At 38.0% G+C, this 12,205-nt stretch carries 12 protein-coding genes; 7 read left to right on the top strand and 5 right to left on the bottom strand.

Translation table 11 applies throughout. The annotated features are described in order from the left end of the window. Window positions 1-308: 308 nt before the first annotated feature. The 6 genes from E2K98_RS14895 to E2K98_RS30970 all read left to right on the top strand — a co-directional run bounded on the left by E2K98_RS14895 (window position 309) and on the right by E2K98_RS30970 (window position 5,604). On the top strand, window positions 309-515 hold the full coding sequence (locus E2K98_RS14895; RefSeq protein WP_133335377.1) for a DUF3311 domain-containing protein: 207 nt from the start codon (window positions 309-311) through the stop codon (window positions 513-515). Further along, window positions 512-2,008, top strand: a complete 1,497-nt coding sequence (locus E2K98_RS14890) for a sodium:solute symporter family protein (RefSeq protein WP_133335375.1) — start codon at window positions 512-514, stop codon at window positions 2,006-2,008. The genes E2K98_RS14895 and E2K98_RS14890 overlap by 4 nt, the downstream gene beginning before the upstream one ends. 357 nt (window positions 2,009-2,365) lie before the next feature. Further along, window positions 2,366-3,598 carry a glucosaminidase domain-containing protein gene (locus E2K98_RS14885; RefSeq protein WP_133335373.1) on the top strand — a complete coding sequence of 411 codons (1,233 nt, stop codon included), beginning with the start codon at window positions 2,366-2,368 and terminating at the stop codon, window positions 3,596-3,598. Between the two features lie 30 nt (window positions 3,599-3,628). After that, window positions 3,629-4,309, top strand: coding sequence for a cell division ATP-binding protein FtsE (ftsE, locus tag E2K98_RS14880; RefSeq protein ID WP_133335371.1), 681 nt, complete (start codon window positions 3,629-3,631; stop codon window positions 4,307-4,309). Then, window positions 4,306-5,199, top strand: a complete 894-nt coding sequence (gene ftsX, locus E2K98_RS14875; protein WP_165976280.1) for a permease-like cell division protein FtsX — start codon at window positions 4,306-4,308, stop codon at window positions 5,197-5,199. Before ftsE ends, ftsX begins: the two co-directional genes overlap by 4 nt. A 237-nt stretch (window positions 5,200-5,436) precedes the next feature. After that, window positions 5,437-5,604, top strand: a complete 168-nt coding sequence (locus E2K98_RS30970) for a hypothetical protein (protein WP_165976279.1) — start codon at window positions 5,437-5,439, stop codon at window positions 5,602-5,604. Window positions 5,605-5,678: 74 nt separating this feature from the next. On the opposite strand, the gene E2K98_RS14870 is transcribed toward E2K98_RS30970, so the two are convergent. Then, on the bottom strand, window positions 5,679-6,398 hold the full coding sequence (locus E2K98_RS14870; RefSeq protein WP_133335367.1) for a hypothetical protein: 720 nt from the start codon (window positions 6,396-6,398) through the stop codon (window positions 5,679-5,681). A 695-nt stretch (window positions 6,399-7,093) separates the two neighbouring features. Between E2K98_RS14870 and E2K98_RS14865 the strand changes: the two genes are divergently transcribed. Beyond that, on the top strand, window positions 7,094-10,420 hold the full coding sequence (locus E2K98_RS14865; RefSeq protein WP_133335603.1) for a polysaccharide deacetylase family protein: 3,327 nt from the start codon (window positions 7,094-7,096) through the stop codon (window positions 10,418-10,420). A gap of 54 nt (window positions 10,421-10,474) precedes the next feature. Here the strand turns inward: E2K98_RS14865 and E2K98_RS30965 are convergent, their stop codons facing one another. The 4 genes from E2K98_RS30965 to E2K98_RS14855 all read right to left on the bottom strand — a co-directional run bounded on the left by E2K98_RS30965 (window position 10,475) and on the right by E2K98_RS14855 (window position 12,091). Beyond that, window positions 10,475-10,624, bottom strand: coding sequence for a hypothetical protein (locus tag E2K98_RS30965; protein ID WP_165976278.1), 150 nt, complete (start codon window positions 10,622-10,624; stop codon window positions 10,475-10,477). Window positions 10,625-10,811: 187 nt separating this feature from the next. After that, window positions 10,812-10,961 carry a hypothetical protein gene (locus E2K98_RS30960; RefSeq protein ID WP_165976277.1) on the bottom strand — a complete coding sequence of 50 codons (150 nt, stop codon included), beginning with the start codon at window positions 10,959-10,961 and terminating at the stop codon, window positions 10,812-10,814. A gap of 24 nt (window positions 10,962-10,985) precedes the next feature. Beyond that, window positions 10,986-11,165, bottom strand: coding sequence for a hypothetical protein (locus E2K98_RS14860; protein ID WP_133335365.1), 180 nt, complete (start codon window positions 11,163-11,165; stop codon window positions 10,986-10,988). A gap of 188 nt (window positions 11,166-11,353) precedes the next feature. Next, on the bottom strand, window positions 11,354-12,091 hold the full coding sequence (locus E2K98_RS14855) for a DUF2161 domain-containing phosphodiesterase (RefSeq protein ID WP_133335363.1): 738 nt from the start codon (window positions 12,089-12,091) through the stop codon (window positions 11,354-11,356). Between the last annotated feature and the right edge of the window lie 114 nt (window positions 12,092-12,205).

Genomic DNA, 12,205 nt, shown 5'->3' with positions numbered 1-12,205 from the left:
CATGAATTGAAGGAATAGAGATAGCAAATATATTTCACATTTCATTGTTATTTACAAACAAGGCCCTGCTTATACTTGGCATCACCTGAAAAATGCAACTTTTCTCCCTTTTCACTGTTCCCACTTGAAAATTTGCGTGATTCTCCTAAATGGATTGAATGCGCTTACCATCCCTATTATTATTTTAAAATAAAATATTTTTTGACATTTTCATGTAATCCGCTTGTCTTAGTCGGAAATTACTGATACTATTATTGAGGTCAATTTTTGAATTGATGAAATATTTAAAAATTAGGGGGTTTATTAAAATGGGCAAAAAGACAATCATTGCGATACTATCCATGGTGCCTATTGTATTTATGATTGTGGCAATCCCATTTGTTAATCGGATCCAACCGATTATTTTTGGATTACCATTTCTTGCATTTTGGCTCTTTTTGGGGATGATTATTACTCCTTTATGTACCTTTTTGATCTTTCGCCTACAAAAATCAGAAAGGAGTACGGAATCATGAAGGGAAATTTAACTGCATTGGTCATTACAGCTGCCATCGTTTTAGTCGTTGTTTTGATTGGATTTTTATCAGGGCGTGATAAATCAAATAGAAGCTCTGTTGAAGAATGGTCTGTCGGCGGTCGGAGATTTGGGACACTACTCGTTTGGTTCTTAGTCGGGGCGGATCTTTATACGGCTTATACCTTTTTAGGATTAACCAGTACGGCCTATACAGGTGGAAGTTTAGCATTCTTTGCTATTCCCTATACGATCATTGCCTACTTTATTTCTTATTTCTTTTTACCAAAGCTTTGGAAATTTTCGAAAAGCCATAAGCTAACGACGCTGGCTGACTATGCAAAAGTAAGATTTGATAGTAAATTTTTATCCTTTTTAATTGCAGCAGTTGGAGTATTAATGTTAATCCCGTACATAGATTTACAGTTAGCCGGGATTCAAGATACTTTAACCGTTGCAGGGACAGGCTTTATCAATGTCAAAGTCGTAGTGGTTTTCTCTTTCCTATTAGTTGCACTATACACCTTTTTTAGCGGAATTAAGGGACCTACTTATACGGCAGTTATAAAGGACATCATGGTTTGGGTGATTATGTTATTCTTGGTTGTCAATCTACCAATCTTACATTTTGGCAGTTGGGGTTCAATGATTCACAAGGTAGCTTCGGATTCACCGCAGTTACTTACCATCCCTACTTCCGGGCCAAAAGGGATTCCATGGTTTCTAACCGCTTCACTCATTTCTGGTTTAGCCCTATTCATGTGGGCACATGCAGCTACAGGGGTCTTTACAGCGAAAAGTGCAGATGCACTAAGGAAAAATGCAATCTTTTTACCGCTGTATAATATTGTGTTAATTCTGCTTATTTTCTTAGGCTTTGTTGCCTATCATGTATTGCCACAGGGTACGAATCCTCGGTTTGCCTTGTTAAACTTAATTCAAGTTTCCTATGGCGGGACAGTTCAAGGCTTAGCTTATGCAACGATTGCACTAGCCTCTCTGATTCCGTGTTCGATTATGGCCATCGGTGCTTCAAACTTATTTGCAAATAACATTTATCGGGATTTTATTAATCCGAACGTGACACAGGCAAAATTAACAATGGTCACTCGTTCGATGGTATTTGTTGTCATCGGTCTGGCGTTAATTTTTGGAATGGTCTTCCCTTCTGCCCTTGTGTCACTTCAATTATTAGGGGTATCAGGAATGGTTCAAATCTTCCCGGCAATTGTGTTTAGCCTTTACTGGAAAAACCAAACGAAAGAAGCCACGATTTTGGGCTTACTCGTCGGATTGATTGTCACGTTCACCGTTTATGCGACCGGAAAGTCTTTTGGTATTTACGAAGGATTCTGGGGATTATTGGCGAATATCATCGTAACGGTCATCGTCAATCCGATGTTTGTGAGTAAAATCAAAAACAAAACTAATCCTATCACGGAAGAGTTATTTGGAATAAACGAGCCGCCTCTCAAATTTAAAAAAGAGGCATAATCTTCTAAAGAGACATCCCAGTAGATTCAGGGATGTTTCTTTTTTTAGGATAATGATTGTTTATAAAGAATAATTCTTCTATTGAAAAGAATCCCTGTGAATATCGATCCAGGGGTTTTTCTCATTTTTTAAGAAATTTTACGCTTGAAATTAAATTTTTAAGATACAACTTAGGAATCACCTCAAAAATGAAACAATATTGTCTATAAAGCGTTACAATTTCTACATGGTATTTTATTCCTAGTTCTGTTAATATCAAAAAGGAAGATAAATACAGTACAAATACATACGAATTGTATCTATAATTTTTATCTGATAACTAATGATTCTATTAAACTTAAAGGCAGGAACTGAACTATGGATAAAAAGATGATTTTGTTATCTGCTTGCTTTCTTACATTCATGACAACTCCGATTGCGGCCAATGCAAAAAGCATTGACTCTAAACCTCCAACGGATTCACAAAAACAAATCCAAGATGACTTAACAGCGATTAAACAACAAAAAGTTCTAGTCCAAGAAGAAATAGAAGCAACTGCAGAAAAAATAAAAGCCCTTGATCAACAAATCACCACATCAAAGGAAAAAATTCAAAAAAAAGCAAATGAATTAAAAAAAATTCAAGGGAAAATGAACCGTTTAAATAAAGAGGAAAAGAGAATTACAACCTTACTTAATAATAGAAAACAAGAATTTAAGGACAGAGTTGCTGCGTATTATCGAACAGATGGTGAAATATCATTTCTAAATGTAGTTCTATCTGTTAATAGTTTTGGAGAATTTATCGACCATTTTTTTGCTTATGATAAAATTGTAAACAAAGATAAGGAATTTATTGAAGAATACATCGCAAACCAAAACAAGGTTGCGAGTATCAAAGGTAAAGTTCAATCCTTACAAAAGTCAACGATGGAAGAAAAAGCAGAATTAGAAGAAATAAAAGCAGGACAAGAGAAAAACAAAAAGGAAAAAGAAAAATTATCTAAGTTTCTTGAAAAGAAGAAAAAACAATTAGAAAAAGAAGAACAGGAAAAAACGATCGCCCTTGAATTGTTACAGAAAAAAGGAAAAGAAATTCTAGACCTAATCAATCATAATGGCAGTGAAAATAAAGAAAATGTGGTAAAGATCAATTCGATTATCGCTCCCTTCGTTCCAGATTCCCAAAAGCTTGAACAAGTGACAGGTGTTCCGGCTTCAATTACTTTGGGTCAAATCATTCTGGAAAGTTCGGGTCGTTATAATGGTCTATCCGGACTCGCCTATAAAGCCAAAAACCTATTTGGAATAAAAGGAACAGGCACAGCAGGTTCGGTCAAAGTAGAAACAACGGAATATGTAAAAGGTGAAAAAATCGTGGTCATAGCCGAATTTGCCAAATATAAAACCTATTATGATAGTATGCTAGATCATGCAAATCTATTATTAACTCCTAGGTATCAAAAATATTTAAAAGATGCTACCAATATTGTAGATTACGCCCATGGCATACACGACGCAGGATATGCGACTGACCCGGGGTATGCAAATAAACTGCTTAAAATAATCTACCAGTATGATTTATGGAAGTTAGATGAATTTAATGATTAACATCACCTTCTGAAAAGGGGTTTGAGTAAATTGATTCAGTTTCAAGAAGTAACAAAAATCTATCCCAATGGAGTGCATGCATTAAAAAACATTAACCTGCAGATCTCAAGTGGTGAATTCATCTTGATGATTGGTGAGAGTGGCGCAGGAAAATCGACCCTTAATAAACTGATTACACGAGAAGAAAAATTAACGAGCGGTGAGCTATTCGTTAACGGAATAAAAGTATCAACGATAAAAGAGAAGAGAATTCCGCAGTTAAGAAGATCGATTGGGATGGTTTTTCAAGACTTTCGTTTGTTATCAAAAATGACTGTTTATGAGAATGTCGCTTTTGCCCAAGAAACGATTGGAGTACCGATAAACTTGATTCGTGACAATGTCTTTCATGCTCTAAAAATGGTAGGCCTTGAATCGAAAGTTAATGCTTTTCCAAAGGAATTATCCGGTGGAGAGCAGCAACGGGTTGCTATCGCCAGAGCAATAGTGAACCGCCCAAAATTGATTATCGCGGATGAACCGACTGGAAATTTAGATAGTAAAACGGCATGGGAAATCCTGAAGGTTTTTGAAGATATCAACAAACTCGGGACAACGATCCTTATGACCACTCATAATAAAGAGTTTGTAGAACATACCACGAAACGGGTTATTTTAATCGAAAATGGAAGCATTCTTCGTGATCATCAAAGGAAGGTGCGAACAAGTTGAAAAAAGGATCCTACTTGAATCGACATATTAGAGAAGGAATGAATAATTTTAAAAGGAATGGCTGGATGACGGTTGCTTCGGTCAGTTCTTTAACTTTAATGATTTTCCTCATCGGGATTACCTTCTTACTGTTGGTCAACTTAAACCACATGACAACAAAAGTAGAGAAAAATGTAGAAATACACGCCTATTTAAAGGAAATTGATTCCGAGGACGTAAAAATTCTCACTAGTACAATTCAAACGTATGATCATGTTACGTCTGTTACGTTCATTTCTAAACATGAAGGCCTTCAAAGCTTTATGAAAAATTTAGGAGATGAGGGCGCAGCTTTTCAAACATTAAAAAACGATAATCCATTAAATGATGAATTGGTGATTAAAACCGAACAGCCAAAAGATGTAGCAGGTGTTGCCAAAAAAGTAGAAAAATTAGCGCTTGTGGATAAAGTAGCGTATGCTAAAAACGTGGTTGGTCCCCTGGTTACCTCTACAAAAATTGCCCGATTGGCTGGGACCATCTTTATTATTTGTCTCACCCTTGCAGCTGTTCATTCAGTAACGAACACAATTAAAATTACGGTATTGGCGAGAAAAGAAGAAATTCAGCTTAGGAAATTAATTGGAGCTACGAACGGATTTATTCGTCTTCCTTTTTTTATCGAAGGTTCTTTCATTGGATTGCTAGGAGCAATCATTGCTAGCATTCTCATCCTGACAGGATACTATTTTGTTTATCTTTATTTTAGGAGATATATCGATTTGGACTTTATTGAGTTGCTCGCCCCTCTCCCCCTCATTCCGATTTCATGTTTGATTTTGCTTCTTTTTGGGGTTTTCATCGGAATGTTGGGAGCTACTTCATCATTAAGACGAATTTTAAAGGTTTGATTTTTGGATCGAACGAAATAACCTTCTACACTAATTAAAGATACACTTGGATAAAAAAGTGTCATAGATCATAAATTCTGGTCTTTGGCACTTTTTTTTGTCTTTCCCTGCCATTCTGTTTCCTAATTTCCGTTTCACCTATTTGTTAAAAACTGTAACCTGATAGAAAACAATTGTAAACGATTACATTATACGATATACTTTATACAAATTTACTGTTCGAAGGGTGATTACAACATGAGACAATATATTTTTCTCTTGAATGAACCGGTAGGTCCTCGAGAGATTAAAATTGAAGCATCAGGAATGATGGAAGCCTTCAAAAAAGCAAAAGAATTCCGCAAAAAGATCATGGAAAATACAAAGAAAAATGTTGATATGATATTTAAATGTGTAAAATATTAAAATGCAAGAATTTAAGGAAAATAGACTCATTTAAATAAAGAGTTGAAAAAAAGGATCGCCTTCTCGGTGATCCTTTACTTGTTCTTTCCATTATTTTCATTGGTAGCCTGACGGATCGCAGCTTTTTCTTTTGCTGCTTGTGAAACCTGTTGTCCATGATTGGTTGTCGCAGTCTTAGTTGTTGAGGGCTTTGGAGCAGTGTTGGCCACTGGCTTCGTATTTGATGCCCCCTTCCCTGTTGACCCTGTTGCAGTAGAATTTTGACCCGAAGCAGTAGGATGAGTCGCAGGGGCTGCTGAATGAGTGGTCGTTGAGGTTGTTCTAGTGGTTGTATTATTCTTTGGAATTGGTGCTACAACCTTATCACTCTTCTTTGCATTCGTTACAACCGTTTTTGGGGCAGTACTAGGATGTGAAGCTGTGATTTTTACGTCTTTTACAGTCGTTTTTCCTGTTTGAGTTTTTGCTGTTAGAGTCCTCACATTTTTGTCATTTACAGTTTCTTGTGTTGCAACGGTCACCGCTTTATCTACTAGATTCCCAACAGCCATCGTTTTTTGTACTTTCACCGTTTTTTCCGCTTGGTTCACATTATTTGCTGTTTTTTGTGGTTGATTCTTCCCAGTTTTTTCGACATTGCCCATTTGGTCCGTAATTTTTTGGTTCTCAGGCTCTGTTACATCTTTTCCTTGCGTGATTTGTTTTATAGTATCTCCAAACAAGGCATTAGTGACAGAAAACGTAACCGATCCCACTAACACCATCGTGAGTGCTCCTTTAGTCAGTTTATTCATTTGGTTCTCCTCTTATCTTTTTACGCGCAATAGCCTTACAAAATTCGACCAATTCAAAGAGTTTCTGGGGGTATTCGATATAGTCATATTTACTTATTTTATCTCTATTCTTCAAGGTAATTAAACCCAAAAACATAGTCCTTAACCATCAAAAAATGAAAACCTTCTACCCTACCCCCATAATCCTACACCGCCATCCTAACCTTCTGTTGGTAGTCATTTTTTGTCGAAAAAACACTGTCCACTGCATACGGACAATTTCATCAAAAAGTCCACGAACGGTGCCTGTCACCCAACAAAGGAGGAGTTTTATGAATCGAATTTTTAGGTGGATGGTTCGATCGTTGTTTGCGCCTGTAACGGGAAGTGGCGGTGCGGTGGCGAGTACACTTGGATTTTTCTTGGGTTTTATACCTTTATATAGTGCTAGAATTCCATTAATGCTTGCCTTTTCCCTCATTTTCCGTCTTAATATTATTGCTTTATTCTTTGGAACCTTGATTACCATTTTTATTCCGATGGTTCGTCACTTACCGTTCCTAAATTTAGAGGCCATGGAAAGATTTATGAATGACTGGCTAACCTCCACCCTTAAAACAAAAATACAGCTTACCCAATCCATTACAACTGGGATTTTTGGAGGTTTAATCGGACTTTCTTGCTTCTTTTTCTTCCATTGGTTCTACAATTTAGGACTGAAAAAAAATGAGCGAGACCAAGAACACGTTTTTCTTGATCCTGCTAAAAGACGCTGGTCGATTATCATTCGAATGACGACAGGCTTTAGTGTATTCATCCTATTAGTTTCAATGATTTTTATAGATAGCCTTTATACAGATCCAATGTTTCCAGAACTGCAATTGAGTAAAACAGCTGAAACGAGCGGAATTGTTCCTATTAATCAACCCTTAAGTGAAGAACAGTTAGCCGCACAGTTTCAGAAAACGAATCCTTCACCGCTTATTCAAAAAAAGAATAACCAAGGGATTCATCAATCAAGCAAACAAGAAGTATATGGCTTTTACGTCAACTGGGATGAAAACAGCAAAGCGTCTTTCAATAAGCACATCCATTCCATGACAACCATCATCCCAGAGTGGCTTCAGCTCAATTCTGACCTCACCTTAAAGACAAGTACAGACTCGTCTATAAAGGCCGAGGCAAAAAAACACCAAATAAAGGTTCTCCCATTAGTGAATAATTACACCAACAATAAATGGGATGGAGAAACTCTCCATCGGTTATTTACGACACCTGGGGCTGAAGAGCGTTTGATAAACAATTTGTTAGCGTATGTAAGAACGAATCACTTTGACGGGATCAATATAGATTTTGAAGGCGTCCAGCAAAAGGACAAAGCGAATTTAACTGTTTTTATCGATAAAACTTCGAAAGCTTTTCATGAACATGATCTCATGTTCACAATGGATGTTCCGCCAATGAACAATAGTTTTGACTATGCCTCATTAGCCGCTAAAGTTGACCGGATGTTTGTCATGCTTTATGACCAGCACAACTCTACGAGTAAACCTGGACCTGTTGCTCAAACGGATTGGGTAAAAGAGAGTTTAAACCAGCTCCCAATCCCTTCTGAAAAATTAATTGTAAGTCTCGGAAGCTTTGGTTACGATTGGGAGGAAAATGCTAAATGGCCAGCTGAAACCATGACATTCGGGGATATCATGAATCTCGGAATCGGCACCAACCTGCAAATTTTTTGGAATAAACAAGCAGGCAACCCCTTTTTCCGTTACAAAATAGAGGGAAAAAACCATATTGTTTGGTTTTTAGATGGTGCGACCTTTTATAATCAAATGAAAACCGCACTGAATAGCGGCTCAAAAGGAATTGCGGTTTGGCGCCTCGGTTCTGAAGATCCATCAATCTGGAAGTACATCAATAAACCAAAGGAAATGGCTAATCCTTCCAAGACACTAGAAACCCTGGTCAGTCCTGACCCCGTTCACTATACAGGTGATGGAGAGATTTTGAAAATTGCTTCTCCAGCACAAAGTGGAAAAAGAACGATTCAAACTGATTCACAGGGTTGGATTCAAAATGAATCCTATACAAAATTACCAATGCCTTTTGAAGTGGTTCGTTCTGGTAATGTGGAACGGAAGAAAGTGGTCCTGACCTTCGATGATGGACCGGATCCAAAATATACACCAGAAATATTGGACATTCTGAAAAAGAATCATATAAAAGCGGCCTTCTTTATCGTTGGCCAAAATGCCTTGCAACACCCGGAACTGGTGAAAAGGATGTATAATGAGGGCCATGAAATCGGCAGCCATACCTTTACACATCCAAATGTTGCCTCCACGACATCAACACAAACCAAAGTTGAGCTCAATGCAAATCAGCGACTGTTTCAGGAAATTACCGGGCATTCGATGAATCTTTTCCGCCCGCCCTATGTCGCCGATGCGGAACCGAGCACAAGGGAAGAACTGCTGCCGATATGGCGTGCGCAGGAAATGGGTTATACCATGGTCGGTGAAGCCATTGATTCGGAAGATTGGCAAAGACCTTCAAGTAAAGAGATTGTAAAGCAGGTCTTGGATCAACTGCCGGAAGGGAATATTATCTTGATGCACGATGCCGGTGGTGACCGCTCCCATACAGTAAAGGCATTGCCGATCTTGATAAAAGAACTTAAACAACAGGGTTATACCTTTACTACCATTTCAGATCTTATTGGAAAAGATCATCATCAGATCATGCCGCTTGCAGATGCAGACCGACCTTATTTTGTCTATGATCGAGCGATATTTGTGCTCGTACAAGGCTGGCGTTCAGGATTAAACGTGCTTTTCTTTTCCGCAATCGTTTTAGGAATTTTACGTCTGCTGCTCTTTGTTTTCCTTTCCAACAGACAGGTAAAACGGTATAAAAAAACGGAGGTAGATCCTGGCTTTACCCCTTTTACAAGTGTCGTGATTGCGGCCTATAACGAGGAAAAAGTCATTTGCAAAACGATTGACTCAATTTTATCGAGTGACTATCCTGCATTTGAGGTGCTGGTCATCGACGATGGATCAAAGGATGATACCGCTGGTGTGGTTCAAAAAGCGTTTGCTAACCATCCTCGGGTTCGATTAATTAAAAAAAGCAATGGCGGAAAATCCTCCGCCGTGAATCTTGGTTTTAAAGAAGCAATAGGAGAAATCGTAGTGGCACTTGATGCAGATACACTCATTGCCGAAAACGCCATCTCCTTGCTTGTGAACCATTTTAAAAACGAAAAGGTTGCGGCTGTTTCAGGTAATGTAAAGGTAGGTAATAAGGGAAATCTCCTTACAAATTGGCAGCATATCGAATATGTGACCGGCTTTAACCTGGAAAGAAGAGCCTTCGCTGCGCTCAATTGCATTACGGTTGTACCAGGTGCAATCGGGGCATGGAGAAAAACAGCGGTGGAAGAAGCGGGATACTTTCAAGAAGATACACTGGCAGAGGATACCGATATCACGCTCACCCTTTTACGCCAAGGGAAAAAGATTGAATTTGAAGAAAAGGCCTACGCCTATACTGAGGTTCCGGAGGATCTTAAAAGCTTGGCAAAACAGCGTTACCGTTGGGTTTATGGGACCCTGCAATGCCTATGGAAACATCGAGGGGCTTTATTTAATTTAAAGCATCCATCATTAGGATATATCGGCCTGCCAAACATGTGGATATTCCAATATCTTTATCAAACGATCTCGCCGATTGCGGATTTCTTGTTCATTCTCGCCCTTTTTGGCGAGCACCCAGGCAGAGCCTCCATTGGGTTTATCCTGTTTTATGTACTGGATTTCGCTACGTCTCTATACGCATTCAGATTGGAAAAAGAAAGCTCGAAACCATTGGCTTCCTTGTTTCTGCAACGCATCTTGTACAAGCAGCTGATGACGTATGTCGTGATCAAATCGATTTTCGCGGCAATAAAAGGTGTTACCGTTGGATGGAATAAATTAAAGCGCAATGGGAATGTCACCCAGGATGCTTATATGGCGAAAATTGAAGAGAATATGTAATGTAATTTATGAGAAGGTCCTCCCTATTTTGGGGAGGACCTTCTTTCAAATGAATCATTTATTTTTTTTATTATTCTTTTGGTTACTATTTTTCGAACTATTGCTTTTGTTTTTATTATTGCTATTGCTATTGCTATTTTGTTTCTTGTTGTTATTTGAACTTTTCCCCATCCCCATCACACCTCTCGGTAAAATAAGCTTCATTTCGCCTTAGCTCCCTATAGAATATTCATGAAACGTATAATTTTACATTGAATCACTTAAAAAGGGGCGAATGAAAACCGCCTTTTTTTGTCCAAAAAGTTCAGACTAAAATCCACACATGAAAAAAACAGCCAAAAGTTTTTTGGCTGCGTCGCTTTGCTTGGTAGGTCACCAGATATATTACAATCTATTCCTTATCTCCCACAATTGTCTCGCCAATTTTAGGTTTAGTCTCCTGTTTAGACTTATTAGTATCCCTTTCAAACCCAGGCTCCGTGGTACCAGTTGACATTAATGGTTGTTGGATATGATCTTGAACTTTATCATTATTGTCCATTTTTCACCCCCTAACTAGCTTCGATCATTCAGGATAATTAGGTGAACCCTGATCTTCTGAAATTTTGTTCCCTAATTCAGTTGTTTGTTTCGATTTTTCCGGAAAGCTTTGATGTCCAAGTTGAGGAAAAACGGGATCATCTTTCATCACCGCAATAACCTCTGGTGAAAAAGGTATGTTTACTTTTGGTTGATTCTCCGGCACTATATTTCACCTCCAATTTCTATTTTCCTCTATATTTGTAATTTTATTTTCTTATATAAGGAGATTTGATTTTAGTGCCTAAAATTTGTCTTTTGGATAAACAAGCCCAAAGAATTGTTATGGAATTATTAAAGGTAAGATTGGCGAATAAAAGCCCAAAAGTACATTTGAAAAAATAAACCAATAATTCAGGTACTCTCATCGTCTTTTATCATGTTTTTTAAATAGTAATCTAGTAATTCCGGGTATTCCAATATGTCCTTTGCTCCCTGATCACTAAGGCAATAGGTGCCCCTTTTTATACGATCAAACCAGCCATAATAATTTTTTGTTAAGATGGAGGAGGTTTTATCTCCAGACCCCATTTGGAGGAGTGCCTTTGGAGATAAGGGACCAGACTCACGCAGGAAACAGGCAATTTGAATACAATTTTCTTTATAGGCGGTCATAATTTTAGTCCGATTACTACCACCGATATTAAAGTCAGCACTTCGTCCGCTTATTTCTTTCAAAATTGCCGCCCGCTTCCCCTTGCTTTTCCCCCGGCTCTTTTTTGAATGAAATGGTGATGGGTGAAAAATCAGGTCCGCTTTTAAGCCTTTTCCTGAAGGAGAAACAACAATAAGACCTAACTCAAGTCTGCGGATAAAATGACATTTATCTGCCCAACGCCTTGAGTTTAATCGATATTTGGGTTTGGGGATTGCTACATAAACCTGATTTGTTATGCGCTGGCGTTTTGCTGCTTGGATGAGTAAATCAACACTTAACGTGAGCTTTAATTCAATAATCGCAAGCTCCTCCCCTTTCACGGCAACCATATCACAGTCTTTGACTTCACCGTAGACATCATAACCTTCTCGGGAAAAATATTTTTGAATGGGTTTATATAAATCTTTTTCTTGTAATTTCTTACCTTCATTCATTATGTAGTCACCATTTCTATTTTCTATACCTATTATTCTAACATTGAAAAATAAGAAACCAAAATCGTTTATGTAAAAGAAGATAGAACCACCCTCATAGATTTTTCTACCTTC

The organism is Bacillus salipaludis, from assembly GCF_004358205.1.
Note: the sequence above shows the minus strand (reverse complement) of the source record. Positions and strands in the feature narration are given on the sequence as shown.

Coding starts and splice junctions, on each gene's coding strand:
- E2K98_RS14895 (WP_133335377.1), top strand. CDS start 309: ATGGGCAAAAAGACAATCATTGCGATACTATCCATGGTGCCTATTGTA.
- E2K98_RS14890 (WP_133335375.1), top strand. CDS start 512: ATGAAGGGAAATTTAACTGCATTGGTCATTACAGCTGCCATCGTTTTA.
- E2K98_RS14885 (WP_133335373.1), top strand. CDS start 2,366: ATGGATAAAAAGATGATTTTGTTATCTGCTTGCTTTCTTACATTCATG.
- E2K98_RS30970 (WP_165976279.1), top strand. CDS start 5,437: ATGAGACAATATATTTTTCTCTTGAATGAACCGGTAGGTCCTCGAGAG.
- E2K98_RS14870 (WP_133335367.1), bottom strand. CDS start 6,398: ATGAATAAACTGACTAAAGGAGCACTCACGATGGTGTTAGTGGGATCG.
- E2K98_RS30965 (WP_165976278.1), bottom strand. CDS start 10,624: ATGAAGCTTATTTTACCGAGAGGTGTGATGGGGATGGGGAAAAGTTCA.
- E2K98_RS30960 (WP_165976277.1), bottom strand. CDS start 10,961: ATGGACAATAATGATAAAGTTCAAGATCATATCCAACAACCATTAATG.
- E2K98_RS14855 (WP_133335363.1), bottom strand. CDS start 12,091: ATGAATGAAGGTAAGAAATTACAAGAAAAAGATTTATATAAACCCATT.